Annotated in this window: 33 protein-coding genes; 14 read left to right on the top strand and 19 right to left on the bottom strand. The window is 61.7% G+C overall.

Going from position 1 to position 25,289, the window contains the following annotated elements:
- Positions 1-78 precede the first annotated feature (78 nt).
- From JWJ88_RS03475 to JWJ88_RS03450, 6 genes are all read right to left on the bottom strand, one after another.
- Entirely contained in the window at positions 79-357 is a 279-nt protein-coding gene (locus tag JWJ88_RS03475; RefSeq protein ID WP_205294721.1) for a hypothetical protein, read from the bottom strand.
- 90 nt (positions 358-447) lie between these two features.
- The gene (locus tag JWJ88_RS03470) at positions 448-663 is read right to left on the bottom strand and encodes a transcriptional coactivator p15/PC4 family protein (RefSeq protein ID WP_205294720.1); all 216 of its coding nucleotides are present in this window, start codon (positions 661-663) and stop codon (positions 448-450) included.
- A complete protein-coding gene (locus JWJ88_RS03465) occupies positions 660-965 on the bottom strand; it encodes a winged helix domain-containing protein (RefSeq protein WP_205294719.1) in 306 nt (101 codons plus the stop codon). Before JWJ88_RS03465 ends, JWJ88_RS03470 begins: the two co-directional genes overlap by 4 nt.
- 109 nt (positions 966-1,074) lie before the next feature.
- Positions 1,075-1,272, bottom strand: coding sequence for a helix-turn-helix transcriptional regulator (locus JWJ88_RS03460; protein WP_205294718.1), 198 nt, complete (start codon positions 1,270-1,272; stop codon positions 1,075-1,077).
- 93 nt (positions 1,273-1,365) lie between these two features.
- Positions 1,366-2,178: a hypothetical protein gene (locus JWJ88_RS03455; RefSeq protein ID WP_205294717.1), complete on the bottom strand. Its 813-nt coding sequence runs from the start codon at positions 2,176-2,178 to the stop codon at positions 1,366-1,368.
- Positions 2,175-3,371: a tyrosine-type recombinase/integrase gene (locus tag JWJ88_RS03450; RefSeq protein ID WP_205294716.1), complete on the bottom strand. Its 1,197-nt coding sequence runs from the start codon at positions 3,369-3,371 to the stop codon at positions 2,175-2,177. Before JWJ88_RS03450 ends, JWJ88_RS03455 begins: the two co-directional genes overlap by 4 nt.
- A 331-nt stretch (positions 3,372-3,702) precedes the next feature.
- Here JWJ88_RS03450 and JWJ88_RS03445 point away from each other — a divergent pair, with 331 nt between their 5' ends.
- Both JWJ88_RS03445 and aspA read left to right on the top strand, forming a co-directional pair.
- Positions 3,703-4,599 (top strand): LysR family transcriptional regulator, encoded by an 897-nt coding sequence (locus JWJ88_RS03445; RefSeq protein WP_205294715.1) that lies wholly within the window; start codon positions 3,703-3,705, stop codon positions 4,597-4,599.
- A gap of 159 nt (positions 4,600-4,758) precedes the next feature.
- The gene (aspA, locus tag JWJ88_RS03440) at positions 4,759-6,165 is read left to right on the top strand and encodes an aspartate ammonia-lyase (RefSeq protein ID WP_205294714.1); all 1,407 of its coding nucleotides are present in this window, start codon (positions 4,759-4,761) and stop codon (positions 6,163-6,165) included.
- 61 nt (positions 6,166-6,226) lie between these two features.
- Here the strand turns inward: aspA and JWJ88_RS03435 are convergent, their stop codons facing one another.
- Positions 6,227-7,429, bottom strand: coding sequence for a pyridoxal phosphate-dependent aminotransferase (locus JWJ88_RS03435; RefSeq protein ID WP_205294713.1), 1,203 nt, complete (start codon positions 7,427-7,429; stop codon positions 6,227-6,229).
- A 105-nt stretch (positions 7,430-7,534) separates the two neighbouring features.
- Here JWJ88_RS03435 and JWJ88_RS03430 point away from each other — a divergent pair, with 105 nt between their 5' ends.
- Positions 7,535-7,780: an FAD assembly factor SdhE gene (locus JWJ88_RS03430; RefSeq protein ID WP_205295107.1), complete on the top strand. Its 246-nt coding sequence runs from the start codon at positions 7,535-7,537 to the stop codon at positions 7,778-7,780.
- 92 nt (positions 7,781-7,872) lie between these two features.
- A complete protein-coding gene (locus JWJ88_RS03425; protein WP_205294712.1) occupies positions 7,873-8,388 on the top strand; it encodes a MarR family winged helix-turn-helix transcriptional regulator in 516 nt (171 codons plus the stop codon).
- A 168-nt stretch (positions 8,389-8,556) separates the two neighbouring features.
- Here the strand turns inward: JWJ88_RS03425 and JWJ88_RS03420 are convergent, their stop codons facing one another.
- A complete protein-coding gene (locus JWJ88_RS03420; RefSeq protein ID WP_205294711.1) occupies positions 8,557-8,985 on the bottom strand; it encodes a VOC family protein in 429 nt (142 codons plus the stop codon).
- Positions 8,986-9,158: 173 nt separating this feature from the next.
- Between JWJ88_RS03420 and thyX the strand changes: the two genes are divergently transcribed.
- A complete protein-coding gene (gene thyX / locus JWJ88_RS03415) occupies positions 9,159-10,064 on the top strand; it encodes an FAD-dependent thymidylate synthase (protein ID WP_205294710.1) in 906 nt (301 codons plus the stop codon).
- A 127-nt stretch (positions 10,065-10,191) separates the two neighbouring features.
- On the opposite strand, the gene JWJ88_RS03410 is transcribed toward thyX, so the two are convergent.
- Positions 10,192-10,974: a 3-hydroxybutyrate dehydrogenase gene (locus JWJ88_RS03410; protein WP_205294709.1), complete on the bottom strand. Its 783-nt coding sequence runs from the start codon at positions 10,972-10,974 to the stop codon at positions 10,192-10,194.
- A 364-nt stretch (positions 10,975-11,338) separates the two neighbouring features.
- On the opposite strand from JWJ88_RS03410, the gene JWJ88_RS03405 reads away from it, so the two are divergent.
- The 3 genes from JWJ88_RS03405 to JWJ88_RS03395 are packed head-to-tail and all read left to right on the top strand — an operon-like array spanning position 11,339 to position 13,664.
- Positions 11,339-13,195: an extracellular solute-binding protein gene (locus JWJ88_RS03405; RefSeq protein WP_205294708.1), complete on the top strand. Its 1,857-nt coding sequence runs from the start codon at positions 11,339-11,341 to the stop codon at positions 13,193-13,195.
- Positions 13,192-13,329: a hypothetical protein gene (locus JWJ88_RS03400; RefSeq protein WP_205294707.1), complete on the top strand. Its 138-nt coding sequence runs from the start codon at positions 13,192-13,194 to the stop codon at positions 13,327-13,329. The genes JWJ88_RS03405 and JWJ88_RS03400 overlap by 4 nt, the downstream gene beginning before the upstream one ends.
- Positions 13,326-13,664, top strand: coding sequence for a hypothetical protein (locus JWJ88_RS03395; protein ID WP_205294706.1), 339 nt, complete (start codon positions 13,326-13,328; stop codon positions 13,662-13,664). The genes JWJ88_RS03400 and JWJ88_RS03395 overlap by 4 nt, the downstream gene beginning before the upstream one ends.
- Positions 13,665-13,777: 113 nt before the next feature.
- On the opposite strand, the gene xth is transcribed toward JWJ88_RS03395, so the two are convergent.
- On the bottom strand, positions 13,778-14,563 hold the full coding sequence (xth, locus tag JWJ88_RS03390) for an exodeoxyribonuclease III (RefSeq protein ID WP_205294705.1): 786 nt from the start codon (positions 14,561-14,563) through the stop codon (positions 13,778-13,780).
- 56 nt (positions 14,564-14,619) lie between these two features.
- Positions 14,620-14,955, bottom strand: coding sequence for a HesB/IscA family protein (locus JWJ88_RS03385; protein WP_205294704.1), 336 nt, complete (start codon positions 14,953-14,955; stop codon positions 14,620-14,622).
- Between the two features lie 75 nt (positions 14,956-15,030).
- Between JWJ88_RS03385 and JWJ88_RS03380 the strand changes: the two genes are divergently transcribed.
- Positions 15,031-16,167, top strand: a complete 1,137-nt coding sequence (locus tag JWJ88_RS03380; RefSeq protein ID WP_205294703.1) for a deoxyguanosinetriphosphate triphosphohydrolase — start codon at positions 15,031-15,033, stop codon at positions 16,165-16,167.
- A 90-nt stretch (positions 16,168-16,257) separates the two neighbouring features.
- Here JWJ88_RS03380 and copM read toward each other — a convergent pair whose 3' ends face one another.
- Positions 16,258-16,611: a CopM family metallochaperone gene (copM, locus tag JWJ88_RS03375; RefSeq protein ID WP_205294702.1), complete on the bottom strand. Its 354-nt coding sequence runs from the start codon at positions 16,609-16,611 to the stop codon at positions 16,258-16,260.
- A 71-nt stretch (positions 16,612-16,682) separates the two neighbouring features.
- The gene (locus JWJ88_RS03370; protein WP_205294701.1) at positions 16,683-17,576 is read right to left on the bottom strand and encodes a DMT family transporter; all 894 of its coding nucleotides are present in this window, start codon (positions 17,574-17,576) and stop codon (positions 16,683-16,685) included.
- 108 nt (positions 17,577-17,684) lie between these two features.
- On the opposite strand from JWJ88_RS03370, the gene JWJ88_RS03365 reads away from it, so the two are divergent.
- Positions 17,685-18,107 carry an OsmC family protein gene (locus JWJ88_RS03365; RefSeq protein WP_205294700.1) on the top strand — a complete coding sequence of 141 codons (423 nt, stop codon included), beginning with the start codon at positions 17,685-17,687 and terminating at the stop codon, positions 18,105-18,107.
- A gap of 99 nt (positions 18,108-18,206) precedes the next feature.
- On the opposite strand, the gene JWJ88_RS03360 is transcribed toward JWJ88_RS03365, so the two are convergent.
- Positions 18,207-19,802, bottom strand: coding sequence for a peptide chain release factor 3 (locus tag JWJ88_RS03360; RefSeq protein WP_205294699.1), 1,596 nt, complete (start codon positions 19,800-19,802; stop codon positions 18,207-18,209).
- A gap of 65 nt (positions 19,803-19,867) precedes the next feature.
- The gene (locus JWJ88_RS03355; protein WP_205294698.1) at positions 19,868-20,617 is read right to left on the bottom strand and encodes an NAD kinase; all 750 of its coding nucleotides are present in this window, start codon (positions 20,615-20,617) and stop codon (positions 19,868-19,870) included.
- 143 nt (positions 20,618-20,760) lie between these two features.
- On the opposite strand from JWJ88_RS03355, the gene glyA reads away from it, so the two are divergent.
- Complete coding sequence (glyA, locus tag JWJ88_RS03350) at positions 20,761-22,044, top strand: serine hydroxymethyltransferase (protein WP_205294697.1); 1,284 nt, start codon at positions 20,761-20,763, stop codon at positions 22,042-22,044.
- Positions 22,045-22,169: 125 nt separating this feature from the next.
- Here glyA and JWJ88_RS03345 read toward each other — a convergent pair whose 3' ends face one another.
- Positions 22,170-22,553, bottom strand: a complete 384-nt coding sequence (locus JWJ88_RS03345) for a hypothetical protein (RefSeq protein ID WP_205294696.1) — start codon at positions 22,551-22,553, stop codon at positions 22,170-22,172.
- Positions 22,554-22,625: 72 nt separating this feature from the next.
- Between JWJ88_RS03345 and JWJ88_RS03340 the strand changes: the two genes are divergently transcribed.
- Positions 22,626-23,390, top strand: coding sequence for an alpha/beta fold hydrolase (locus JWJ88_RS03340; RefSeq protein ID WP_205295106.1), 765 nt, complete (start codon positions 22,626-22,628; stop codon positions 23,388-23,390).
- Between the two features lie 32 nt (positions 23,391-23,422).
- Here JWJ88_RS03340 and JWJ88_RS03335 read toward each other — a convergent pair whose 3' ends face one another.
- Positions 23,423-23,731, bottom strand: a complete 309-nt coding sequence (locus tag JWJ88_RS03335; RefSeq protein ID WP_205294695.1) for a hypothetical protein — start codon at positions 23,729-23,731, stop codon at positions 23,423-23,425.
- A gap of 101 nt (positions 23,732-23,832) precedes the next feature.
- On the opposite strand from JWJ88_RS03335, the gene JWJ88_RS03330 reads away from it, so the two are divergent.
- A complete protein-coding gene (locus JWJ88_RS03330; protein WP_205294694.1) occupies positions 23,833-23,976 on the top strand; it encodes an entericidin A/B family lipoprotein in 144 nt (47 codons plus the stop codon).
- Here the strand turns inward: JWJ88_RS03330 and JWJ88_RS03325 are convergent.
- Positions 23,939-24,283 (bottom strand): TraR/DksA family transcriptional regulator, encoded by a 345-nt coding sequence (locus tag JWJ88_RS03325; protein WP_205294693.1) that lies wholly within the window; start codon positions 24,281-24,283, stop codon positions 23,939-23,941. The two genes, JWJ88_RS03330 and JWJ88_RS03325, sit on opposite strands and share 38 nt — an antisense overlap.
- 38 nt (positions 24,284-24,321) lie before the next feature.
- Positions 24,322-24,444: a hypothetical protein gene (locus tag JWJ88_RS21960; protein ID WP_256439718.1), complete on the bottom strand. Its 123-nt coding sequence runs from the start codon at positions 24,442-24,444 to the stop codon at positions 24,322-24,324.
- Positions 24,445-24,522: 78 nt separating this feature from the next.
- Between JWJ88_RS21960 and JWJ88_RS03320 the strand changes: the two genes are divergently transcribed.
- Entirely contained in the window at positions 24,523-24,732 is a 210-nt protein-coding gene (locus JWJ88_RS03320; RefSeq protein WP_240200186.1) for an entericidin A/B family lipoprotein, read from the top strand.
- The last annotated feature ends 557 nt before the right edge of the window (positions 24,733-25,289 follow it).

Raw genomic sequence — 25,289 nt, 5'->3', positions numbered from 1 at the left:
GGGCGACAACGGCCTGTGCCTGTGCTTCGGTCAGGCCGTTAAGGCGGCGCAGATAGCGGATTCGGAAAACCTCGGCGCTCATGCCCGGCCCTCCATCCCGGCACAGGCGCGCAAGGCGGTGACGCGGGCCTGACCCTCTTTCAGCATCCGCTCGACCTCGGATTCGCAGCCAAGGCGGCGGGCGAGAAAAAGCAGGCTGCCACCGGCCACGGCCAGATGCTCATGCAGGGCGTCCAGCGTCTCGCCCACGTCGCGGAAGCTGGTGCGGTCGGTGTTGTCGATCAGGCGACGGCCAGTCAGGGCGATAGCGGCCGCGGCGGCCAGCAACTCGGTGTTGGTGGGTTCCTGTTCAGTCATGACCGGCCCCCCAGATCAGAGCGGCCAGAAAGGCGGCGCGGTCGTGGCTGATGCCGTAACGGACACAGAGCCGGGAAATGCGGAGCGCCATCATACCGCACCGCCCTTCTCAGCCTTGCCCAGCGCCTCCAGGACGGCCGGCAGCAGATCGAGACGAAAGGCTAATCCCTGCTTTCCGGGGCGCATCTCACCCGCATCATCGCGATACCAGACGCGAATGCTTACGATATCGTGGCCTTTGAAGGTTTCTGCCGTGAAACGGATTTCCTCGCGGCTGTTCTTCTGCACGCTGCCCAGATCCGTCATTCCGCAGCCTCCCGGCCGGGGGCCACATTGCAGCGCAAAACATACCGGGCATGACTGCCGGGGAACGGCCCCTCATGCGGTTCGCGGATCGTCTCGACCGCAACGCCGGCCTTGCGCAGCTTGAACACATAGGCCGACCAGCGGGGGCCGGGGTGGTCAATAGGGGTGCAGCCTTTCGGCCCGGCGTGGATCAGGTGTTCCAAAGCCCAGCGGTCGCGGCCTTTGACGACGATAACGCGGGGATCGGTTTCCCCGTCGCGAATGGTGAAAGCCCGTGCGGGCCATTGCTGTTTGAAGGCCATAGCCTTGCCTCATGGCTTGCGGGCAAGGGCGCTGGGCGCTATATTTGCGGTATAACCCTACCGCAAAACGAATGCGCCGCCGCCCTACTGCCCAAGGGTGGCGGTTTCGTTATGCGGCCTCGGAGCGGGCGGCTTTTGCCCGTTCGATGACCTCAAGGATTTCGGATTGCGGCCAGCGGGACAAAGCGCCCAGCTTGATCGGTTTGGGAACGGTTCCGTCGGCTACACGCCGCCAGAAGGTCGGAACGCTGACGCCGAGAAGCGGTGCGGCCTCGCGGTCCTTTAAAAGAGGGTCGATGGTGGTCATTGGTCAGCCTGTATTACGAGTGATACTGGCTGACAGGGTTGCTTCATCGATAATAAAAGCAAACAGGGAACAATATTAAAAACCGTCAGAACACTATTGTTCCGATTGTTCCGTATCTAATGGGCTTCGACGGTTTACCGTTCGCGCAATTGTGTCCGGCTTTAGAGATCTACCCGCTTTATCTGACAACCGACGCGCTACAATTTCCCAGCTATGGCCAGTGATGTGATGGCCACACGGATATAAATCATCGTAGGCGCTCAGGATGATGGGGGTGAGCGCTGGGCGCCCCACTTTACGCATACGGACCTCTGTGTGTTCCACGGAAGGACTCCCAGTCTCAAACGGGCTATCTCCCCATATTGCCCTAAGGATATCCTGATCGGTGCTCGGCAGGTCCTTTGGGTTCCAACATACCGACATTCCAATCATTTTGTTGACCAACTGTGTTGCAGCTTCTGCGTCTTCCTCATCCATCCATGCATAGATGAATAGGCTACGCGTATTGTTTCGGAGCCGGATTAGTCCGGTTCGGGGGTCCAGCGCACAAAATCTGTTCCCAACATCCTTTTCACTGAAAAGCCCCTTGGAGTGCTGAGTGAAATATAAGTTATACTCACCGCGTTTATCTACAGGGGACGCAATAGAGCAGGCATCAAGTCTGTCGGCATGAAACCACATCCATCTTGGCACACGAAGAAGGCTGCCATCTTTTCCACAAAGTATGGGTTCAAACTCATACATGAAATTTGCAAGCAGCCACGTCTTCAGGACCATACGCGCAAGGCTGTCGTTTGCTTTCTTTTCTGCGATCCGAACCCGCTGACACCGCTCGACTTCCTCAGCCCAGATATCAACGCATTCCAAAATATCCGACCAACACAAGTATCCCTCTGGTGCAATCATGGTTTTCCCCTCACCATCTTCACCACCTGCCCCGACTGGCCGGTCACGTGCTTCGCCCAGCGCGCCAGCAAGACACGCCGCTGTTCAAGAAAATCCGTGCGGCGATAGGCCCGCTCCACAGAGCCGCCCACGACATGCCCCAACATCGTTTCTGCAACCTCGTGCGGTGCGTCCGTTGCCTCGGCCAGCCAATCGCGCAGGCTGGACCGAAAGCCGTGCGGGCGCTCGGCCATACCCCGGCGCTCCATCATCCGAGACATGGTAGCGTCAGAGATGACGCCCTTGCGCTGACTTGGAAACAAGAATCCGTCGCGGGCATGGCGCCGCGCAGCCTCCACAATCGCCAAAGCTTCGGGAGCTAACGGCACCCTGAAATCACTGGTTGCATCCTTTCTGCCCTTCATGGCCTCGGCAGGGATTGTCCACACATCGCCATCAATTTGGCTATCGTGAAGAAAGCGCAGGGGTGCTGATCGAACGCCGGTCAGGATGAGAAGGCGTAATGCAAGATGCGTGATAGAGCCGTTTGCCAGCGTCTCATAGAAGGTCGGCACATCGCGCCAAGGGACAGAAGGAATGTTCTCGATCTTGTGACGGCTCTTTCCGAGAAGCGCCCGCGCCTTTTCGGTAGCCTGTAGATCGACAACCAGACCAAGGGCGGCGGCATGGCGCAAGCACAGGGTCAAGCGCCCCAGCGCCTTTTCAGCAACGGATGCCTTGGTGTGCCAGAGCGGCTTGAGGCAATCCCGAATATCGGTTTGATCAATATCGGCAACCGGCATCTTACCAAGCTTCGGCAAGACATGGATGGCGAGAGGGCTGAACCAGCGCCCGGCAGCGCCGTCCCCCTTCAATTCAGCCTTCCGCGCCTCGAAGCAGTCTCGGGCGATGTCGTTCAGGAAATGCAGATTGCGGGCCGCTTCCCGCTTGGCCTTCTCACGTTCCTTGATCGGGTCCAGCCCCTCACGAACCACAGCCCGCGCAGCATCGGCTTTGCGCCGGGCCTCTGCCAGCGAAACAGCCGGGAAAGCGCCCAATCCCATTTCCCGCCGCCTGCCGTAAACTGTCACGCGCAGCACCCACTTGCCCCGCGCCTGCTCATTCTTGATCAGCCACAGCCCCGCACCATCCGCATACTTGCCAGGGGCCAGTGCAGCCGCCCCTTTGGCGCTAAGTCTGTTGGTCGCCCTCACAGCCCACCTTTCCGGCCCGAATTTTAGTCCCCCTCTTAGCCCACCCCTATATATAGTATGGAGTGATAGAGGTTGATTACAGATGGTGCTGATTGAAACAGGAAAACTGTATAATATCAAGCCAGATGATTGCCGATGATACCGGATGATTTCTAGATATAGGTGCCTTCAATGCTCTCCCGCAGCACCATAAAAATCCCCCACCAATGCGGTTAACTGCGCAAGCTCTGATCCTGCAGCATCGCGCAATTGCCAAGACCCCCTCTGCCCGGCAAGTCTTTCTGTAGCGGGACCGGCAAGCCTCGGTTAAAGCAGCAGGAAAGGGGGGCGCATGGACTTCAAATGGCTCGAGGACTTTCTGGTGCTGGCCGAGACGCACAGTTTCTCGCGCTCGGCCGAGTTGCGCGGCGTCACGCAAAGCGCTTTCAGCCGCCGCATCCGGGCGCTTGAAGAATGGCTGGGCACCGACCTTCTGTCACGCGAAAGCTATCCGGTGACACTGACCCCCGAAGGCATCCTGTTTCGAGAGACGGCAGAAGAGGCCGTACGCATGATCAATGCCCGCCGTGCCGAATTCCGCGACCATGACCGCGCGCATGGAGGGGAAATTTCATTCGTCGCCCTGCACAGCCTGACGGTGACTTTCCTGCCGGGCTGGCTGATGCGGCTGAAGGCTGCGGCGGGCCAGATGACCAGCCGCGTCAAGCCCGAGAATTTCGATCGCTGCATCGAGGCGCTGACCGAGGGCGGCTATGACTTCTTCCTGACCTATGCTCATCCGCAGGTGAACATCCCGCTGGACCCGGCAGTCTTTCCGCATCTGGTCGTGGGTCATGACCGGCTGGTCGCCGTCGCACGACCCGGCTTTCCCAAGGAATGGCACAGCGAGGGCATGCCGATGCTGAAATATTCGCGCGGCTCATTTCTGAACGCCATGGCCCGGATCGCGCTGGCCCAGCCCGGCGCGCCCCGGGTCTATGTCGCCCATACCGATGAAGCATCCATGGCCGAGGCGATGAAAAGCATGGCTGTCGCCGGGCATGGCATGGTCTGGCTGCCCCGCCGGCTGGTCGAGGCCGAGATCGGGGCAGGCCGGCTGGAGGTGGTCGCACCGGAATTGCCGATGGAGATCCGGCTTTACCGCAACGCGGCACGCGGGCGCGGTATCACCGGCCGGGTCTGGCAGGCGGCGCGCGAACTGGGCGATGATTATGCGGAAACGGAATAACCCAGCGCGACTTGGCATTGGAAATCATCCGGGACACTGCCTAAATCTTTGACAACGGGGCGGAGGAGATGCCCTGTCATCGCACATTGAAACAGATCGCATCGCGCGAAGGGCCTCCGGCTGGCGGCTGGCTTCGCGTGCCTGCGCCCCGAGGTGAACATGACCCCAACCCGCATCGACCATGACCTGCTTGGCGACCGAGAAGTGCCCGCCGACGCCTATTGGGGCGTCCACACCCTGCGCGCCGTCGAGAATTTCCCGATCTCGGGCCGGCCCATCGGCGAAATTCCCGAGCTGATCCGGTCGCTGGCCTCGATCAAGCAGGCAGCGGCGATGGCCAATGCCGATCTGGGTTTGCTCTCGGCCGAACGCCGCGACGCCATCGTCGCAGCCTGCGAAGAGATCCGCGCCGGCAAGCTGCACGACCAGTTCATCGTCGACCAGATCCAGGGCGGCGCCGGCACATCGACCAACATGAACGCCAATGAGGTGATCGCCAACCGCGCGCTTGAGATCATGGGCCATGCCAAGGGAGAATACCGCTACCTGCACCCCAACGAGCACGTGAACATGAGCCAATCGACCAATGACGTCTATCCGACGGCATTGCGGCTGGCTTCGTGGCGGGGGCTGCAGAACGTGATTGCGGCACTTGCCTCTTTGCGCGTCGCATTCGCCGAAAAAGGCGCCGAATTCGCCGATATCCTGAAGATGGGCCGCACTCAGTTGCAAGAGGCGGTGCCGATGACGCTGGGGCAGGAATTCAACGCCTTCGCCATCACCATCGGTGAGGACGAGATGCGGCTCGCCGAAGCCGCCAGCCTGATCTGCGAAATCAACCTGGGCGCCACCGCCATCGGCACCGGCATCACCACCCACCCCGAATATGCCGAGCGGGTGCGGGCGCGACTGGCCGAGATCACCGTGATCCCTGTCGTCACCGCCCCAGATCTGGTCGAGGCCACGCAGGATTGCGGCGCCTTCGTGCAGGTTTCCGGCGTGCTCAAACGCGTGGCGGTGAAGCTGTCCAAAATCTGCAACGACCTGAGGCTGCTGTCGTCAGGCCCGCGCGCGGGCTTCAATGAAATCAACCTGCCTGCGAAACAGGCCGGTTCCTCGATCATGCCGGGCAAGGTGAACCCGGTCATCCCCGAGGTGGTCAATCAGGTCGCCTTCGAGGTGATCGGCAACGACGTGACCATCACCATGGCCGCCGAGGGCGGGCAGTTGCAGTTGAACGCCTTTGAGCCGGTGATCGCCTATAGCATGTTCCGCTCGGTCAGCCATCTGATCGCGGCCTGCAATACGCTGGAGCATAATTGCGTGCGCGGTATCACCGCCAATCGCGACGTGCTCAAGGAAACCGTGCGCCGCTCGATCGGCATCGTGACCGCGCTGAACCCCTATATCGGCTATGCCGCAGCGACCGAGGTCGCGACCGAAGCGCATCTGACCGGCCGCGGCGTCTATGAGCTGGTGCTGGAAAAGGGCCTGTTGCCGAAAGATCGTCTAGACGCCATCCTGCGCCCCGAAAGCCTGACCAAGCCGCAGCTTTTCATTAACTAAGACCGCATCGCGCAACCCCGGTCAGTCTGATGACCGGCCGGGGCGACAGGCAGGCGGCATTTCAGCGCAACCCTTCGCAGAAGCCTTTGATGCGGGCGCAAGCATCCGCCAGCACCGCGTCCGAGGCGGCGTAAGAGATGCGGAAATGCGGCGAAAGCCCAAAGGCCGCGCCAAAGACCACAGCAACACCGGTTTCATTCAGCAGCGCGGTGGCGAAAGCCTCGTCATCCGTGATCTTCGCACCGCTTGCCGAGGTCTTGCCGATCAGCCCCGCAATCGAGGGATAGACATAGAACGCCCCCTGCGGCACCGGACAGTCGATACCCGGACATGCGTTCATTCCCGCCACCACCAGATCGCGTCGGCGCTGGAACGCGGCGCGGCTTTCCGAAACATAATCCTGCGGCCCGGTCAGCGCGGCCAAAGCGGCATATTGGCTGATCGAACAGGGATTCGAGGTCGATTGCGACTGCAGCTTGGCCATGGCGCCGATCAGTTCCTGCGGGCCGGCACCATAGCCGATGCGCCAGCCGGTCATGGCATAGGATTTCGACACGCCGTTCATGGTCAACGTGCGGGATTTCAGCCCCGGCTCGATTTGCGCGGGCGTGACGAATCGGAAATCGTCGAAGACCAGATGTTCATAGATGTCATCCGACAGCACCCAGACATGCGGGTGTCGCATCAGCACCTTGGTCAGCCCGCCCATATCCTCGGCCCCATAACCTGCGCCTGTCGGGTTCGAGGGCGAATTCAGGATCACCCATTTCGTGCGGGGCGTAATCGCCGCCTCAAGCTGCTCGGGGGTGATGCGATAGCCGTTTGCCATGGCGCCCTCGACAATGACGGGCGTGCCGCCGGCCAGCAGCACCATATCCGGGTAGCTGACCCAATAGGGCGCTGGAATGATCACCTCATCGCCCGGATTCAGCGTCGCCATCAGCGCGTTATAAAGGATCTGCTTGCCGCCGGTGCCGACCGTTACCTGCGAGGGGAGATAATCCAGCCCGTTTTCCCGCGTGAACTTGTCGCAGATGGCGCGTTTGAGTTCAGGGATGCCGTCCACCGCCGTATAGCGTGTATGGCCTGCATCGATGGCTTTTTTGGCAGCCTCGCGAATATGTTCGGGCGTGTCGAAATCGGGCTCACCTGCGGAAAGGCTGATGATATCACGGCCCTCGGCGGCCAGTTCGCGGGCGCGCCCGGTGATGGCAATCGTAGGCGAGGGTTTGACGCGGGCGAGCGTCTGCGACAATAAGCTCATCGAATTCATCCTGCGGCTGGTCGTCCCGTCATAGGCGCGCCGCCGTGGACAGGCAAGCCGGGGGCAAGCGTGACTGACAACGAAGCAAGGCTGAAACGGCTGAAGATGCGCAGCTGGCGGCGCGGCACCAAGGAAATGGACCTGATCCTCGGCCCGTTCTCGGACAGCGAGATGGAGCGGCTGACCGAAGCCGAGCTGGACCTGTACGAGGCGCTGCTGGATGAAAACGATCAGGACCTTTACCCGTGGATCACCGCCCGGCTGGGCGATTCCCGCCCAGGACCTGGCCCGCTGCTGCCCATCCTGGACCGGGTTGCATCCTTTGCTCATTCAAGGCTTCTGAAGAAATAGGCGCAATTTTAGCTGACGCGCGGGGATTAACCGAAGATTGGGAAATCTGCGGCATTGTGGCGGAAACGAAGCCACGAACGGACCCCTCGCATATGCAACAGCGCAGCTCTGCCCAAACAGTGTCCGCCCTGCGGCCCCTGCAGCGGACCACCCGGACCGAGGCTTATCTGGAAAGTCTGCAGACCCTTGAACGCCTGCACCGGCTTCTTCTGGATCTGATCAAGGACGAATTCGAACGATTGGGCCGGACCGACCTGACACCGGTGCAGGGGCTGCTGATCTATAACCTTGGCACTGCCGAGGTGACGGCGGGCGAATTGCGGTCCCGCGGCATGTATCAAGGCTCGAACGTTTCCTACAATCTCAAGAAACTGGTCGAGTTGGGCTACGTCCACCATGAGAGATGCGAGATGGACCGACGCTCGGTCCGGGTGCGGCTTACCCCTGCCGGGCAAGAGGTGCGCGATTGCATGGCAGGAATGTTTGCCCGCCACGCCGAAGGGCTGGAGCTGTCGGGGGTGCTGGACGACCCTCCTATCGAGGCGGTGAACCTGCTATGGCGGCGGATCGAACGGTTTTGGTCCGAACAGATTCGCTATATCTACTAAGTCCGCAAAAACCGCGCCTCCGGACTGCACGACCCGACCAACGCATCGGCCCGACACCTCCCCCGATCCGCCCCCCGATATTACGGATGACGGGTGCGTATCTTGAGCGGCGCAGCCCGCGCAAAGGGCGAACATCCCGCCTGCCCTTTGCGCTTTTCGGTTCTTCGCCTACCAGTGACCGGTGTTTTCCATGCTGGCCCAAGGCTCTTGCGGCGGCAGGTGTTCGCCCTCTTGCAAAAGCTCGATCGAGATATTGTCCGGGCTGCGGACAAAGGCCATATGCCCATCGCGCGGCGGGCGGTTGATGGTGACGCCCGCATCCATCAGCTTCTGGCACATTTCGTATATATTGCCGACCCGATAGGCGAGATGGCCGAAATGCCGGCTGTCCGAGGGCAGGCCGTCGTCGCCATCCCAGTTATAGGTCAGTTCGACCGGGCATTCGTGCTGGCCGGGCGGGGCCATGAACACCAGCGAGAAACGCGCCTGTTCGTTGTCGATTCGCCGCGTCTCCTCAAGCCCCAGAAGCCGAAAGAAGGCCATCGTCTTTTCGAGGTCGAGCACGCGCACCATGGTATGCAGATAGCGGATATTCATCGTTCCTCTTTCCTGTTTGCGGATCCGGTCCGGGCATGTTTGCGGGGCCAGACTGACATCACACAGGGCCAACCGCAACGTCCGCCAAGGTTGCCCACCGCGGCGACACTTCAGGTTGATTGAATCCCGCTCAGGTGCCACAAGATATGGTCACACCATCCGAGGATTCCGTCATGCCCATCACCCCCGAACAACAGGCCCAGATCGACGAGCAGCGCGCCACCCCGCGCCCTACCCTGCGCGCCGTTTCCGAGGGGATGGAGAACCATCTTTACAAGGCGCATGAGGTTCTGGACCACGGGTTGATCCGGGTCATCGACTACATGGGCGACGATTCCGCCATCACCCAGGCCGCGCGGGTCAGCTATGGCCGCGGCACCAAATCGGTCAGCAACGACGAGGGGTTGATCCGCTATCTGATGCGGCACTGGCACTCGACCCCCTTCGAGATGTGCGAGGTCAAGTTCCACGTCAAACTGCCGGTATTCGTCGCGCGTCAGTGGATTCGCCACCGCACCGCGAATGTGAACGAATATTCCGCACGATATTCGATCCTGGACCGCGAGTTCTATATTCCCGCCCCCGAACAGCTTGCCGCGCAATCGACGGTGAACAATCAGGGCCGCGGCCAGGTGCTGGAGGGGGACGAGGCCGCCCGTGTCCTCGACATCCTGCGCGAGGATGCGATGCGCAGTTATGACCATTACGAGCAGATGCTGAGCCAGGAGAACCAGCAGGGTCTGGCACGGGAACTCGCCCGCATGAACCTGCCCGCCAATGTCTATACGCAATGGTATTGGAAGGTGGACCTGCACAACCTGTTCCACTTCCTGCGGCTGCGGGCCGATAGTCATGCGCAATACGAGATCCGCGCCTATGCCGAGGCGATGTGCGGCATCGTCAGGGACTGGGTGCCCTTCGCCTATGCCGCCTTCGAGGATTACCGGCTGGGCGGGGTGCAGCTTTCCGCTAAAGGCGCCGAGGCATTGAAACGCCGCTTGGCGGGCGAGACCGTGACGCAGGAAAACAGCGGCATGAGCAAGGGCGAATGGCGCGAGTTCGAAGCCGACTGGGGTTAACTGCGGCCTTGGGGATCGCGTATCGGCCGCAAACCCGGCCGGTGCACCGAACTGCTCGAACAGGCCGGCGCCAAACCATTCATGGAAAGGTCGGAACCCTGTTGGCCCGGCCTTTCCATCTGCTGTCTCACAATGCGGTCCAGCCGCCATCCACGGAAATCGTCGTGCCGGTGATCTGATCCGCAGCCGGCGAGCATAAAAAGACCGCCGTGCCGCCCATCTGCTCCACCGTCGCGAACTGGCCCGAGGGCTGACGTTGCAGCATGACCTTGGCGATGACGTCCTCGCGGTTCATGCCATGGGTCTTCATCTGGTCGGGGATCTGCTTTTCCACGATCGGCGTCAGAACATAGCCGGGACAGATCGCGTTGCAGGTGATCGGCTCTTTCGCGGTTTCCAGCGCCGTCACCTTGGTCAGCCCGACGATGCCATGCTTGGCCGCGACATAGGCGGACTTGTATTCGCTGGCCGTCAGCCCGTGCGCCGAGGCGATGTTGATCACCCGGCCCCAGCCCGACTTGCGCATCATCGGCAGCGCCACCGCCGTGGTATGAAAGGCCGAGGTCAGGTTGATGGCGATGATCGCGTCCCATTTCTCGACCGGAAAATCCGGGATCGGCGCGACATGCTGGATACCGGCGTTGTTCACCAGAATATCGCACGCGCCGGCCTGTTCAATCAGGGCGCGGCAATCGGAACCTTTTGACATATCGGCCTGAATATAGCGGACGTTGACGCCGTGTTGGCGCGCCATGCTTTCCGCCAGCGCGTGATCCTCGGGCGCGTCGGTAAAACTGTTGAGCACGATATCGGCCCCTGCCCGCGCCAGTTCATGCGCGATCCCAAGCCCGATTCCCGAGTTGGAGCCCGTCACCACCGCCGTCTTACCGCCAAGGAATTTCTCGAACATCGCCGTCTCCTGCCGCCCTCGTTGTTGCTTCGCCGGCAGCATGGGCAAAAAGCAACACCCGCACAAGGGCGGGGCCGACAGCACTTCCACGGCCCCAACGGATGACATCCGCGTGATCGGATGCAGAGCTCTGCAACCCGACCAATAGCCCGGAAACGGCACGAAAAACCCATAAAAAAAGCGCCCGCACAAGGCGGGCGCAAGTCATGAGGCAGGTTTCATACAGGCAAGAAACCTATCGAGCAGTGCCTTATCTATACGCTTTTCGCCCCCTGAGTCCAAGGCGTAAGTTTGCTTCATGGTGAACGGGCGGTTAATCTGGACCCGGGCAAAACCAACGACCCGGAAATCAGGGCAATCGAGCATGCGATTCTTCAAATTTACTAACGAATCCGCGATCTGGCGGCGAATCGCGCTGTGTTTGTGTGTTGCATCCATGCCGCTGGCAAGCCCTGCCGAACCCATGCATGCCATTGCAATGTATGGAGAACCTGCGCTGTCGCCCGACTTTACCCACTTGCCTTACGCCAATCCCGACGCCCCGAAAGGTGGCACGATTCGTCTGGCCGAGACGGGCACGTTCGATTCGCTCAACCCTTGGATTCTGATGGGCAACCCGGTCTGGCCGATCTTTACCCAGCCCGGATTGCTGACCGAGTCGTTGATGACCCGCTCGATCGATGAACCCTTTACGCTTTACGGGCTTCTGGCCGAAAGTGTCGAAACCGATGCAGACCGCACATGGGTCGAGTTCACCTTGCGCCCCGAGGCACGATTCTCGGACGGCACGCCGGTGACGGTGCAGGACGTGATGTGGTCCTATGAGGTTCTGGGGACCAAGGGGCATCCGCGCTATACCGCCGTCTGGGCCAAGGTCGAAAAGATGGAGCAGACCGGCCCGCGCACGGTCCGCTTTACCTTTAATTCCTCCGACCGCGAACTGTCGATGCTGATGGGAATGCGGCCGATCCTGAAGAAGGCGAAATGGGAAGGCCGCGATTTCAGCCAGTCCAGTCTGATGGTCCCGATCGGGTCTGGCCCCTATGTCATCGAAAAGGTCGATCCGGGGCGCGCGATTACTTTTCGCCGCAACCCCGACTATTGGGGTCGCAATCTGGCCGTGACGCAGGGCATGCATAATTTCGATGTGATCCGCTATGACTATTTCGGCGACGCCTCGGCCATGTTCGAGGCTTTCAAGGCCGGCGAGATCGACGTCTGGCGCGAACTGGTCGCCGCCCGCTGGGAACGCAACTTCGACTTCCCGGCCATCCGCGAAGGCAGGATGGTGAAATCCGAAATCCTCCATGGCCGTCCCTCAGGCATCATGGGGCTGGTGATGAACACCCGCAACCCGCTGTTCGCCGACTGGCGGGTGCGGCAGGCGCTGATCGAGGCCTTCAACTATCGCTTCATCAACATGACGCTGAGCGGCGGCAAGGACCCGCGCATCACCAGCTATTTCGCCAATTCCGAACTGGCCATGCAGCCCCAGCCCGCCACCGGACGCGAGGCCGAATTGCTTGCACCCTTCGCGGACGACCTGCCGCCGGGCACCCTCGAGGGCTATGCCCTGCCCGAAGGGGGGGAACGCGCCATCGACCGCAAGGGCATCCGCGCCGCGCTGGAACTGCTGCGCCAGGCGGGCTGGACCGTACAGGACGGCGAGTTGCGCAATGCGCAAGGCCATCCCTTCAGCTTCGAGATCCTGCTGAACCAGTCCGGCAGCGCCATGCGCAGCAGCGCCGAGACCCGGCAGATCGTCGATATCTTCGTGCAATCCCTGCGCAACCTGGGTATCCAGCCGCGCGTCACGCTGCTGGACGCAGCGCAATATGTCGAGCGAACGAACAACTATCAGTTCGACATGACGTGGTATGAACGCGGGCTGTCGCTGTCGCCCGGCAACGAACAGAGGCTTTATTGGGGACGCGAAGGCGTGGCCACGCCGGGCAGCAAGAATTGGATGGGGATCGATTCGCCCGCGGTCGAGGCCATGATCGCCGAGATGGGGCACGCCCATACGCATGAGGATTTTGTCGCAGCGGTCAAAGCCCTTGATCGGATATTAACCGCCGGACGCTATGTCATCCCGGTCAGTTATTCACGGATTTCCCGCTTGGCCCATCGCGCCGACCTGGATTATCCTGAAAACACGCCGCTTTACGGTGACTGGCCCGGCTTTATGCCAGAAACCTGGTGGCAGGAGGAAAGAAAATGAAATTCAGTCGGATCGCAGCCGTCCTGGCCGTCCTTGCACTTACTGCGTGCAACACGGTTGCCGGCGTGGGCGAGGACATCTCTGGTGCCTCGCGCATGGTTCAGGGCGGACTTGGCGGAGGAGGTTACCGATGAAATGGGTTCACGTGCGCGATAACTGGCCCGCCTTCTTCGAGGCCATTGTCGAGAAATGGCCCGAGGCAGACGATAGCGAGCTCGAGGAAATCGACGGCGACCAGCGCGCCTTCATCGCCTATATCGCCGAGGTCACCGGGCAGGATGTCAGCGAAGCCAAGGATGAGATCCGCGAATGGCTGGCGGGTGAGATCCCCTCGGACATCGTCATGGACCCGATCCATGACAACCATTCGATCGCGCTGTCCGCGAAATATGTGGGCGAAGGCGAGGACGAATATGACGACGACGCCCGTTTCGGCGATGACGACGAGGTGCCCGACGACGGCGACTGAGGACACGGCTGCGAAGCGCGTTTAACAAGGGCTCTTGCCCCTTCCCCGCTATGCCGGCCCTCAATGGGGCCTGCAAGGTGCTCGCCGGGGTATTTTTTCAACAGAGAAGCAGATCAGGCGTCCAGGTCGATCCAGACCGGGACGTGATCGCTGGGTTTGTCCTTGGCGCGCTCATCACGGTCAATGCCCACGTCGATCAGCAGATCGGCAGCTTGCGGCGACAGCAGGACATGATCGATGCGAATGCCGTTGTCCCTTTGCCAAGCCCCCGCCTGATAGTCCCAAAAGGTAAACGGGCCGCGCGTACTGCCCGGGTGCCGCAGGCGCACCGCATCCATCCAACCGTCGAAGACGATGCGGCGCAACGCGGCGCGACTTTGCGGCTGGAACAGGGCATCGTCCAGCCATTTTTCAGGAAATGCCGCATCGCGGGGTTCGGGAATGACGTTATAATCACCCATCATCGCCACCGGCATTTCGCTGGCAAGCAGTGATTTGGCATGCTGGTGCAGCCGCTCCATCCACGCCAGTTTGTAGTCGAACTTCGGTCCCGGCTGCGGGTTGCCGTTCGGCAGATAGAGGCCGGCGATGCGCACCGCGCGGTGGCTGACGACCGTCGCCTCGATATAGCGGGCCTGTTCGTCCGTCTCATCGCCCGGCAGGCCGCGGGTGACATCCTCAAGCGGGTAGCGCGACAGGATGGCGACGCCGTTGAAACCCTTTTGCCCGTGGGTTTCGATATTGTAGCCCAGATCCGCAATCGGATCGAAAGGAAAGCCCTGATCCTGGGCCTTGATCTCTTGCAGGACCACGACGTCGGGCTGCGCTTCCGCAAGCCAGTTGGTGAGGGTTTCGATCCGGGCGCGGATGCCGTTGATGTTGAATGTCGCGAGCTTCATATGCGCGACACTAGCCGGCCCGGTGCGCCGAGGCCAGATCAGATCGAAAAGCCAGATCAGATGGAAAAGGACGTGCCGCAGCCGCAGGACGAGCTGGCATTGGGGTTTTCGATGGTGAAGCGCGCGCCGATCAATTCGTCGGCGAAGTCGATAGTGGCACCGGCAAGAAAAGGCAGCGAGACCGGATCGACCACGACGCTTTGGCCGTCTGCGCTGAGTACCAGATCGTCCTCGGCCGCGTCGTCCAATCGGATATCATATTGGAACCCCGAACAACCGCCGCCGGCGACCGCGATGCGCAGCGGGCGTGCAGGGCCTGCGCCGTTGATCTCGGCCAGGCGCGCAAAGGCGCGTTCGGTCACCCTAGGGGGCAGGTTCAGACCTGTGTTCATGGCGCGTTCCCGTTTCCGTCATCCGGTCTGGAATATAGGGTTCACCCGACAAACCCGCAAGGAACGCAGGACAAGATGACGGCACCCTATGCCTGCCAGCCCGAAGAAAGCCGCGGCCGCCGCTGGCCCGAGCGCATGTCCACCTTTCGCAGCCCGTGGCAGCGGGACCGCGACCGGATCATCCATTCCAGCGCCTTTCGCCGGCTCAAGCACAAGACCCAGGTCTTTGTCGAGCATGAGGGCGATTATTACCGCACCCGCCTGACCCATACGATCGAAGTGGCGCAGGTCGCCCGCACCATCGCTGGCGCGTTGGGGTTGAACACCGACCTGGCCGAGACGGTGGCGCTGGCGCATGATCTGGGGCATCCGCCGTTTGGCCATACCGGCGAGGATGCGCTGGCCGCCTTGATGGCGCCCTATGGCGGGTTCGATCACAATGCGCAGGCGCTACGCATCGTGACAAAACTGGAGCGCCATTATGCCGATTTCGACGGGCTGAACCTGACATGGGAGAGCCTGGAAGGCATTGCCAAGCACAACGGCCCGGTCACCGGACCCCTGCCCTATGCGCTGGCCGAGGTGAATGCGGAATGGGATCTGGAGCTTCACAGCAATGCCAGCGCCGAGGCACAGGTCGCGGCCGTGGCCGATGATGTGGCCTATAATCACCATGACCTGCATGACGGGCTGCGCGCAGGGCTTTTCAGCGAAGAGGATCTGGCGCAACTGCCCGTGGTCGGTGAAGCCCTGGAGGTGGTGGATACTCTGCATCCCGGCCTTGAGCCGATGCGGCGACGGCACGAAGCGTTGCGACGGGTGTTCGGCGTGATGGTCGAGGACGTGATCGCCGTGGCACAGAACCGCCTTGCCGGCCTGCAGCCGCAAAGCGCGCAAGAGATCCGCGACATGGAAGGGCCGATCATTCGCTTTTCGAAACCGCTCTACCAGAACCTCAAGGCGATCAAGCTGTTCCTGTTCCAACGCATGTATCGCGCACCCTCGGTCGTGGTCGAGCGCCAGCGTGTCACCGAGATGTTGAACGGCTTGTTTCCGCTGTTTCTGGAAGACCCTTCGAAAATGCCGGAAACCTGGTTCGGGGCTGCGGAGGCCGCCGGAGACGAAACCGGGCGTGCCCGGGTGGTTCTGGACTATGTCGCCGGCATGACCGACCGCTTTGCCATTCAGGAGGCACAGCGCCTTTTGGGCTGAGCCATGGGGGCTTTGCCCCCGCCGTTCCAGCCCCCTCGACGGGGGCTGGAACGGCTCCCCCAGGATATTTGTGCACGCAAGAACGAGGGTTTATTCGGCCGGATCGTGGTCCTGCAGCCACTGTTGCATCATGTGGATCTCGGCCTCCTGAGCCTTGATGACCTCTTCGGCCAGCTTGCGGACCTCCGGGTCCTTGCCATGTTCCAGTGCGACCTTGGCCATGTCTATGGCGCCTTGATGATGCGGGATCATTCCGCGCATGAAATCGATATCGGCATCACCGCTGTAATCCACCGCCATGTCCTGATGCATCCGCTCCATCGCCTGCTGGTAGCCGGCGGTCGAAGGGCTGTCGCCGTGGCCGGCATGATCCATCGTCGCATGGTCCTGAGCGGCGACAGGCAGGGCGAATAGCGTGGCAAGGGCAAAGATGGCGGGATGCATGGCTTTCTCCGGGGTTACGGCAATGCGCCAAGAAAAGCGCGACCGGATGCGGGCGGCAAATGACAAACCTGTCAGCGCAGGAAGATCAGCGCCATGCCCGCAACCGCGATTGCCGCCCCCGCCCAGGAGGTGGCCGAGGGCCGCGCCCCGGTCATCGCCCATAACACCGGCAGGATCAGGACCGGAGACAGCGCCGAAAGCGTCGAGACGATGCCGACTTTGCCGCCCTGCAGCGCGAACATCAGCAGCGTCATGCCGGTCACCATGGCAATCAGGCCCGAGAGCGCGGTCAGCACCAGTATGCGCGGACTAGGCCGGCCCAACGGCTGAACCGCACGGATCGGCAGCGCCATCAGCAGGATCAGGCATACCACCGCCACGGCCACCCGCACCAGCGACGCGACATAGGGATCAAAGCCGGTGGCCATCACCGGTCGTGCGATCAGTGATCCCAGCGCCTGTCCCGCCGCCGCCATAAGACCAAAGCCCGAGGCGACCCAGACCGAGCCTTGCACCGCCTCGAACCGATGTCCGCCGGAGCGTCCGGGCCGGCCCAGCACCGCCATGGCGACACCCGCGGTCGAAAGCGCCACGCCCAGTATGGCTGCCGTCGACAGTTCCTCGCCCAGCGCCAACCAGCCCATCAGCGCCGCCATGGGGGCATTCAGCGCAAAAAGCGCGCCGGAGCGCCTTGGACCCAGTCGGATCAGCGCGACATAAAGCAGGGTGTCGCCAAGAAAAATCCCGACCACGCCCGATAACAAAAGGCGCCAAAGATCCTCGGCCGATATCCCGTGCCAGCGCCCCGCGGCGATCACGATCATCGCCAGCATGACCGCGACCATGGCCTGGCGCAGCCGGTTGAAACCGAACGGTCCCAGCGCCTGCGCCGCCGATTGCGACAGGATGCCGGTGATCGCCCAACAGGCCGCCGCACCCAACGCCGCGAGTTCATGCACCGGCATGCGCCCTCCCTTCCCCCCAGGTTCCCGATGCGGGATAGGCCCCCGATTGAACCCGCGCAAGGGATCGTGCGTTCACCGGACAGGGTCTTGGATGAAAGGAGAATGGTGATGATCGTAAATTCCGGTTCGGCGAAATGGGAAGGCGGGCTCAAGGACGGCAAGGGGGCGCTGTCCACCAGGTCGGGGGTACTGAGCAACCAGCCTTATGGATTCAACACACGCTTCGAAGGGTTGCCCGGCACCAACCCCGAAGAACTGATCGGCGCGGCCCATGCCGCCTGTTTCAGCATGGCACTGTCGGCGCTTTTACAGGAAGAGGGGATCACCAATGTCAGGATCGAGACCTCATCCGAGATCGGGCTTGCCAAGGAAGGCGACGGTTTCGCCATCAAGACGGCGCATCTGAACACCACGATCTCGGGTGTCGGCGACAAGGCGGTGATCGAGGAATGCGCGCGCAAGGCCGAAAAGGGCTGCCCGGTCAGCAAGCTTCTGAATGCCGAGGTGACGATGGATGTGACGGTGGTCTAGGACCGGCCCCGCATGCGGCGCGGCCGTGCGCCGCGTCGCCTGTAACCATAGCGAACCAAATTGGCCGGGCCAACCTGCGCCCCGCAGTTTCGTGACCGCTTAGACCATCATTTCCTTGGTGGCCGTCAGCTTCAGGTCGGGGTGATCGCGCTGCACCCGGTCGATATCCCATTGCAACCGCGTGAGGTAGACCAGATCGCCGTCATGATCCTGCGCCATATGACCTTTGTTGGTGTTGGCGAATGCCTCGACCTTGTCCTTGGGTCCCGAGAGCCAGCGGGCCGAGGTGAATTGCGACGATTCAAAACGCACCGGCAGGCCGTATTCGATCTCGATCCGGCTCGCCAGCACCTCGAATTGCAGCGCCCCCACGACGCCGACGATAAAACCCGAGCCGATCATCGGCTTGAAGACTTTGGCCGCGCCTTCTTCGGCGAATTGCATCAGCGCCTTTTCCAGATGTTTTGCCTTCATCGGATCTCCGGCGCGCACGGTCTGCAGCAGTTCCGGCGCAAAGGACGGGATGCCGGTAAAGCGCAGCGCCTCACCCTCGGTCAGCGCGTCACCGATGCGAAGCTGGCCGTGGTTCGGGATACCGATGATGTCGCCTGCCCAAGCCTCTTCCGCCAATTCGCGGTCGGCGGCCAGAAACAGCACCGGGTTCGACACCGCCATCGGCTTTTTCGAACGCACATGCAGCAGCTTCATTCCCCGCTCGAAATGGCCCGAGGCAAGGCGGACAAAAGCCACCCGGTCGCGGTGCTTGGGGTCCATGTTGGCCTGCACCTTAAAGACGAAGCCGGTCACCGGTTTTTCCTCGGGCGCTATCTGGCGCTCGGCGGCGTTCTGCGGTTGCGGCTGGGGGCCGAACTCGCCGATCCCCGTCATCAACTCCTTGACGCCGAAGCTGTTGATCGCAGAGCCGAACCAGATCGGCGTCATATGTCCTTCCAGAAAGGACTGGCGGTCGAAGGCGGGCAGCAGTTCGCGTGCCATCTCGACCTCTTCTCGCAGCTTTTCCAACTGGCTGGCAGGGATATGCTCGGCCAGTTTCGGATCGTCCAGGCCGGAAATCTTGATCGACTCGGCCACCTTGTTGCGGTCGGCGCGGTCCATGATCTCCAGCCGGTCGTTCAGCAGATCATAGGCGCCGATAAAGTCGCGCCCCATGCCGATGGGCCAAGAGGCCGGTGCCACGTCGATGGCAAGGTTTTCCTGAATCTCGTCGATGATCTCGAAGGTGTCGCGACTTTCGCGGTCCATCTTGTTACAGAAAGTCAGGATCGGCAGGTCGCGCAGCCGACAGACCTCGAACAGCTTGCGGGTCTGGCTTTCCACACCCTTGGCACCGTCGATCACCATGATCGCCGCATCCACCGCAGTCAGCGTGCGATAGGTGTCTTCCGAAAAATCGCTGTGGCCGGGGGTGTCGACCAGATTAAAGCGGTATTGCCCGAACTCGAAGCTCATGGCCGAAGCCGATACGGAAATACCCCGGTCCTGCTCCATCTTCATGAAGTCGGAACGCGTCCGCCGCGCCTCGCCCTTGGCGCGGACCTGCCCGGCCATCTGGATCGCACCGCCGAACAGCAGGAACTTCTCGGTCAGGGTGGTCTTGCCTGCGTCGGGGTGCGAAATGATCGCAAAAGTGCGGCGGCGGGCGATTTCGGCGGGAAGATCGGGACGGTTGCTCATGTCCGGCCCTTTAGCGCGCGCCGCGCACAGTCTCAAATGGAATCGGGCTCAAATGGAATCGGGGCTCAAACGAATTGTTCGCGGATCAGCCGTTCCTCAAGCCCATGACCGGGATCGAACAGCAGCCGGTGCTGGATCGAGTTCTCCGAGCGGATTTCGACCCATAGCACCGAATCGACGCCACGCGAATCGGCATCGGCCATCACCGGCCGCTTATCGGGATCAAGCACATCGACACGAACGATCGCCGACTTGGGCAAAATCGCACCACGCCAGCGCCGGGGCCGGAACGGGGCGATGGCCGTCAAGGCCAGCACGTCCGAGCCGAGCGGCAGAATCGGGCCGTTTGCCGAATAGTTATAGGCGGTCGATCCGGCAGGCGTCGAAAGCAGCGCGCCGTCGCAGATCAGTTCCTCCAGCCGCACGCGACCATTGATGCTGATGCGCAGCCGTGCGGCCTGCGGGCCGGCACGCAGCATGCTGACCTCGTTTATCGCCAGCGCGCAATGCTCGTGCCCGTCGGTGGTGCCGGCGGTCATGGCCAAGGGATTGATCATCGTATCCTCGGCGGCGCGGATACGGGCGGGCAGGTCGTCCTCGGAATAGGCGTTCATCAGAAAGCCGACGGTGCCGCGGTTCATGCCATAGACTGGCAGGCCGCGATTTTGATGCATTACGCTCAGCATCAGCCCGTCGCCGCCAAGCGCCACGATCACTTCGGCGTCACGGACCGGCGTATGGCCGTAGCGCGCGGACAGCGTCTCGGCGGCGGTCACGGCGGTTTCTGTGCTGGAGGCGATGAAATGCATTTTCATGCGGCCATCATGGCCACCCGCCGCGGGGAAGCAAGTCCCGGCGAATACATGGAAGATCTACCGCCAAGGCGTCGCATCCATCCTAGCGGGCGACCCGGAAAGGCGCTAGAAGGCCCGCAAGCCGCTTTTTGCATGAGGACCAGATGACCGACACCGGATTCTTCACCGAGACGCTGGACAGCCGCGATCCCGAAATCTTCGACGCCATCCGCAAGGAGCTGGGCCGCCAGCGCGACGAGATCGAACTGATCGCTTCGGAAAATATCGTCTCAAGGGCCGTGCTGGAGGCGCAGGGCTCGGTGCTGACCAACAAATATGCCGAGGGCTATCCGGGCAAACGCTATTACGGCGGCTGCCAATATGTCGATATCGTCGAGACTCTGGCGATCGAGCGCGCGAAGCAGCTTTTCGACTGCGGGTTCGCCAACGTCCAGCCGAACTCCGGCAGCCAGATGAACCAGGCGGTCTTTCTGGCGCTGCTGCAGCCCGGCGACACCTTCATGGGGCTGGACCTGAATTCGGGCGGGCACCTGACGCATGGCTCGCCGGTCAACATGTCGGGAAAATGGTTCAATGTCGTCAGCTACGGCGTGCGTCAGCAGGACCAGTTGCTGGACATGGAAGAAATCCGTCGCAAGGCGCATGAGCACAAGCCCAAGCTGATCCTGGCTGGCGGCACCGCCTATTCGCGCATCTGGGACTGGGCGGAATTCCGCAAGATCGCGGATGAGGTCGGCGCCTGGCTGATGGTGGACATGGCCCATATCGCCGGACTTGTGGCAGGCGGCCAGCATCCGTCGCCCCTGCCCCATGCCCATGTCGTGACCACCACCACCCATAAATCGCTGCGCGGGCCGCGTGGTGGCATGGTGCTGACCAATGACGCCGACATCGCCAAGAAAATCAACTCGGCCGTGTTCCCGGGCCTGCAGGGCGGCCCCCTGATGCATGTCATCGCCGCCAAGGCCGTGGCCTTTGACGAGGCGCTGCGGCCCGAGTTCAAGGATTATGCCGCACAGGTCGTCGCCAATGCCCGCGCCATGGCAGAGGAGCTGATGAAGGGTGGCATCGACATCGTCTCGGGTGGCACCGACAACCACCTTTGCCTTGCGGACCTGCGGCCGAAAGGCGTGACCGGCAAGGCGACCGAGGCGGCGCTGGGTCGCGCCCACATCACCTGCAACAAGAACGGCGTGCCCTTCGACCCCGAAAAGCCCTTTGTCACCTCGGGTATCCGGCTGGGCGCCCCCGCCGGCACCACCCGCGGCTTCAAGGAAGAAGAGTTCCGCCAGATCGCGCGCTGGATCGTCGAAGTCGTGGACGGCCTTGCCACCAATGGCGAGGAGGGCAATACCGAGGTCGAGGCCCGCATCAAGGCCGAGGTTCAGGCGCTTTGCGCCCGCTTCCCGCTTTATAACGGTTTGTAAGCTGCTGGCTGGCGCGGGTTTCGTAGAGCCCGCGCCGCCCCTAGTTTCTATATGGTCCTATCAGACGACTGTGATGGGTCGTGGCCGGATCACGTCGCAGAGGTCACAGTCGGCAAGACGCGGTTTCAGATCAACCCACGCCGCAACATGATCCAGATGGCTATGGCGGCAAGAACCAGCAGGCCGAACAGCACGCTTGCCGCAATGCTCGCCGCACCGCCCCGCAAGCGCAGCCCCTGCCCCAACGGCCGCAGATAGGCGACAAGCGCCTTATACGCCCGGTCGATCCGATCGAAATCCACCTGACGCGCCAGTTTTGGTTGCCCGGATTTCAGGTCGGCGTCAGCCAGAACGCGCGCCTCGCGCCGCAACCGTCGCGGCAGCGCACCACCGCGTTTGCGCAACATGCTTTCCAGATCGGCCTGTTGGCCGCGCCGCAAACCGCCGAACCGTGCCGCCATCAGGCTGGCGACCTCGTCGGCCATTGGCCGGATCTTTTCGATACCCATCGCCTCATCCCGTTTTCGTCAAAACTAGCGCCTCTGGCGTCGCTGCACCAGTGCCGCTAGGTTGCGCATATGATGTTGAACATGACGATAACGGGAACGGATTCGGATCAACCGCCGGTGCTGCTGGCACATGGGTTGTTCGGATCGGGACGCAACCTTGGCGGCCTTGCACGGCGCTTGGGCGAAAGCCGGCGCGTGATCTCGGTCGACATGCGCAACCATGGCGACAGTTTTCACGACGCCGATCATAGCTATGCTGCGCTGGCCGACGATCTTGCCAAGGTGATCGTGGCCGAGGGCGGACATGCAGACCTGCTGGGCCATTCGATGGGCGGCAAGGCTGCGATGGTGCTGGCGTTGACGCAGCCGCAACTTGTGCGCCGCTTGATCGTCATGGACATAGCACCCTTTGCCTATAGCCACAGCCAAAGCGTCTATATCGATGCGATGGAGGCGGTGGATCTTGCCGGCATTCACCTGCGTTCCGCGGCAGACGCACGGCTGGCCGAACATATCTCTGATACGGGGGTGCGGGCCTTTCTGCTGCAGTCGCTGGATCTGAAAGCCGATCCGCCGCGCTGGAAGTTCAACTTGGGCGCCTTGCGCGACCAGATGGCCCAGTTGGTGGGTTGGCCAGCCGCGCCAGAGGGCAGCTTCACCGGCCCCACGCTGTTTCTTGCCGGCGAGAATTCGGATTATTGCCGTGCCCCGCAGATCGAGGCGATCCGCAAGCATTTCCCCCAAGCCGAAATCCGCGTAATCGCCGGAGCGGGCCATTGGTTGCACGCCGATCATCCTGCCGAGGTTGCAGCAGCAGTGACAGCGTTTTTCGGCTGATCCTTCGCCAGGCTGGAAGCGGCCAGACCTCCTTAGCCGCCCGGACATCGCAGCGCCAGACGCGCCTCTCCAGTATCGCCGGGAATTCGGCTGCGCAGGCTGTTCGCGATCACCTTGCAGCCAGTCGTCTGCTCGGCAGCCATCACCATCAGTTCGGGCACCGAAGCACGCGCGTGCCGGTTAAGATAGCCAAGCCGGATCACTTCGGCCTGCGCGCCGTCGTGAAAGACCGCAAAGCGAATACCTTCCAGCGTAATATCGTGTCGCGCCGCACCAAAGAACTGCGGGGCGGGTGAGGCGCAGGCCGAAAGGAAAAGGACAAGAAACAGAATCACATACATGCCGCCTGTCTAGAGACGACAGGTTAAGATCCCCTTAACGGCGGGAACCCCGATCAGACGAAGGCGTTGAGAGTGCAACAAACCTTTGCAGGAGATTGAACATGCGTCGAATTCTTAACGCCTCGCCTTTGCTTGCGCTGCTGGCTCTTGCGGGCTGTCAGACGGTGCAGGGCGCCGGGAACGATCTGCAAAGCGCAGGGCAGGCGATCAGCCGCGAAAGCCAGGAAGCTCAGGCGGGCATGTAGCCCCTGCCCCCCAGGCCCGTGCGGCGCAATCGGCACAGAACAGGGTTTCGGGCAGCAGGTCCAGCCGCTCTGGCTGGATACTGCCGCCGCACTCGGTGCAAAGCCCGTATTCGCCACTGTCGATACGCTGAAGCGCCGCTTCGATTCGTTCTGCCTCGGCCTGCTGAACAGAGCCCAGCGCCTGAAGGGCAGCCTGCGCACCTTCGTCGGGCACGCAATCGTCAAGCGCGGCCCGGATGCCGGCAAGATCGGCAAGAAGGGCATTCCGGCGCGTCCTCAGCATGGTCTTGCGGATTTGCAGATCCATGATTTCCTCCCTGTAAGCCTCCCCGACCTCTGGCACGCTTACGCGGACTTCCATTTGATTTGGGTTAATTTTTTTGGAATCGGCGCCGGCGCGCGCGGGAATCGGCCAAGATCCGCCTGCGGCCCCTGGGATTCGAGAAAATCCTTGCCGATGATCAGCATCCATCCCGTCTCTGGCTTGAGCGGATTTCCGGCTGGTTTAGGCTGCCCCAAAACGAGCAGAAAATGAGAGGAACGAGCATGCGTCGGATGATCACGGTCAGCCTGTGTCTGGCCGGAATGGCGGTCGCGGGTTGCGAGACGATGCAGGGCGCGGGACGCGATATGCAGACAGCCGGGCAGTTGCTTACCGAACAGGCTGCAAACGGCCAAGTGCAAATGGGACAGGCCCCCGTTGCACCGGCCGCCGATCCCTATATGGCCCCAGCAGTCACGCCAGCGCCATATTGATCACGTAACGACGGATCCGTCCCAGACACGATCCCGAATCATACGGCACCAACGCGTTTCGGCGCCGTGAATCTGCTTGCCCCGCCGTCTCGCAACGACGTGCGGGGACGTTCAAACCTTGCAAAACCCGACTGACCGGCGAATTCTCAGCCTGCGGCCAATCGCCACGTCCCCGGAATTACGGCAACGACCGGTGCGCCCATCCGTCTCAACCCAGTGGTGGCAGGCCTGCGGGACCGGGTTCATTTGCGGCAGCTCAATCGCTGATGGCGTTGGGATGGCCCTGTTCTTTGCATTTTAAAAATCGCGCCGAGAACAAAGCGATGGACACGGCCCAAGGTTCAACAACGTTTTCGGGAGGCCCCGAACAGGATGGTCTGGAACGCCTGATTCCCGGACGGAAATCAGCCCCCATAGGAAGCATGATTTCCAGAAAAACCTTCCTTGTTTATTTATATGATGGCATTGTCAATGCGGCATGAGGCATCATGGCGAAATAAATCGGAAAGTTAGCGATAACAGATTCCAAAAAGATGTTTTTATGCGTATTTAGTCTG

Source organism: Paracoccus methylovorus (genome assembly GCF_016919705.1).
In the GTDB taxonomy this organism is placed as follows: domain Bacteria; phylum Pseudomonadota; class Alphaproteobacteria; order Rhodobacterales; family Rhodobacteraceae; genus Paracoccus; species Paracoccus methylovorus.
The sequence above is the reverse complement of the archived record's forward strand: the minus strand, read 5'-3'. Positions and strand labels throughout refer to the sequence as shown.

Bases quoted from the DNA above. Each gene is read 5' to 3' on its own strand.
- JWJ88_RS03400 (WP_205294707.1), top strand. From the start codon at position 13,192: ATGAAATTCAGTCGGATCGCAGCCGTCCTGGCCGTCCTTGCACTTACT.
- glyA (WP_205294697.1), top strand. From the start codon at position 20,761: ATGACCGACACCGGATTCTTCACCGAGACGCTGGACAGCCGCGATCCC.
- JWJ88_RS21960 (WP_256439718.1), bottom strand. From the start codon at position 24,444: ATGCTGATCATCGGCAAGGATTTTCTCGAATCCCAGGGGCCGCAGGCG.
- JWJ88_RS03320 (WP_240200186.1), top strand. From the start codon at position 24,523: ATGCGTCGGATGATCACGGTCAGCCTGTGTCTGGCCGGAATGGCGGTC.
- JWJ88_RS03410 (WP_205294709.1), bottom strand. From the start codon at position 10,974: ATGTTCGAGAAATTCCTTGGCGGTAAGACGGCGGTGGTGACGGGCTCC.
- JWJ88_RS03470 (WP_205294720.1), bottom strand. From the start codon at position 663: ATGACGGATCTGGGCAGCGTGCAGAAGAACAGCCGCGAGGAAATCCGT.
- JWJ88_RS03385 (WP_205294704.1), bottom strand. From the start codon at position 14,955: ATGAACACAGGTCTGAACCTGCCCCCTAGGGTGACCGAACGCGCCTTT.
- JWJ88_RS03355 (WP_205294698.1), bottom strand. From the start codon at position 20,617: ATGAAAATGCATTTCATCGCCTCCAGCACAGAAACCGCCGTGACCGCC.
- JWJ88_RS03455 (WP_205294717.1), bottom strand. From the start codon at position 2,178: ATGATTGCACCAGAGGGATACTTGTGTTGGTCGGATATTTTGGAATGC.
- copM (WP_205294702.1), bottom strand. From the start codon at position 16,611: ATGCATCCCGCCATCTTTGCCCTTGCCACGCTATTCGCCCTGCCTGTC.
- JWJ88_RS03475 (WP_205294721.1), bottom strand. From the start codon at position 357: ATGACTGAACAGGAACCCACCAACACCGAGTTGCTGGCCGCCGCGGCC.
- JWJ88_RS03425 (WP_205294712.1), top strand. From the start codon at position 7,873: ATGCAACAGCGCAGCTCTGCCCAAACAGTGTCCGCCCTGCGGCCCCTG.
- JWJ88_RS03370 (WP_205294701.1), bottom strand. From the start codon at position 17,576: ATGCCGGTGCATGAACTCGCGGCGTTGGGTGCGGCGGCCTGTTGGGCG.
- JWJ88_RS03395 (WP_205294706.1), top strand. From the start codon at position 13,326: ATGAAATGGGTTCACGTGCGCGATAACTGGCCCGCCTTCTTCGAGGCC.
- JWJ88_RS03435 (WP_205294713.1), bottom strand. From the start codon at position 7,429: ATGAGCTTATTGTCGCAGACGCTCGCCCGCGTCAAACCCTCGCCTACG.
- JWJ88_RS03460 (WP_205294718.1), bottom strand. From the start codon at position 1,272: ATGACCACCATCGACCCTCTTTTAAAGGACCGCGAGGCCGCACCGCTT.
- JWJ88_RS03405 (WP_205294708.1), top strand. From the start codon at position 11,339: ATGCGATTCTTCAAATTTACTAACGAATCCGCGATCTGGCGGCGAATC.
- JWJ88_RS03360 (WP_205294699.1), bottom strand. From the start codon at position 19,802: ATGAGCAACCGTCCCGATCTTCCCGCCGAAATCGCCCGCCGCCGCACT.
- JWJ88_RS03380 (WP_205294703.1), top strand. From the start codon at position 15,031: ATGACGGCACCCTATGCCTGCCAGCCCGAAGAAAGCCGCGGCCGCCGC.
- JWJ88_RS03465 (WP_205294719.1), bottom strand. From the start codon at position 965: ATGGCCTTCAAACAGCAATGGCCCGCACGGGCTTTCACCATTCGCGAC.
- thyX (WP_205294710.1), top strand. From the start codon at position 9,159: ATGCCCATCACCCCCGAACAACAGGCCCAGATCGACGAGCAGCGCGCC.
- JWJ88_RS03340 (WP_205295106.1), top strand. From the start codon at position 22,626: ATGTTGAACATGACGATAACGGGAACGGATTCGGATCAACCGCCGGTG.
- JWJ88_RS03420 (WP_205294711.1), bottom strand. From the start codon at position 8,985: ATGAATATCCGCTATCTGCATACCATGGTGCGCGTGCTCGACCTCGAA.
- JWJ88_RS03445 (WP_205294715.1), top strand. From the start codon at position 3,703: ATGGACTTCAAATGGCTCGAGGACTTTCTGGTGCTGGCCGAGACGCAC.
- aspA (WP_205294714.1), top strand. From the start codon at position 4,759: ATGACCCCAACCCGCATCGACCATGACCTGCTTGGCGACCGAGAAGTG.
- JWJ88_RS03365 (WP_205294700.1), top strand. From the start codon at position 17,685: ATGATCGTAAATTCCGGTTCGGCGAAATGGGAAGGCGGGCTCAAGGAC.
- JWJ88_RS03330 (WP_205294694.1), top strand. From the start codon at position 23,833: ATGCGTCGAATTCTTAACGCCTCGCCTTTGCTTGCGCTGCTGGCTCTT.
- xth (WP_205294705.1), bottom strand. From the start codon at position 14,563: ATGAAGCTCGCGACATTCAACATCAACGGCATCCGCGCCCGGATCGAA.
- JWJ88_RS03325 (WP_205294693.1), bottom strand. From the start codon at position 24,283: ATGGATCTGCAAATCCGCAAGACCATGCTGAGGACGCGCCGGAATGCC.
- JWJ88_RS03345 (WP_205294696.1), bottom strand. From the start codon at position 22,553: ATGGGTATCGAAAAGATCCGGCCAATGGCCGACGAGGTCGCCAGCCTG.
- JWJ88_RS03430 (WP_205295107.1), top strand. From the start codon at position 7,535: ATGCGCAGCTGGCGGCGCGGCACCAAGGAAATGGACCTGATCCTCGGC.
- JWJ88_RS03335 (WP_205294695.1), bottom strand. From the start codon at position 23,731: ATGTATGTGATTCTGTTTCTTGTCCTTTTCCTTTCGGCCTGCGCCTCA.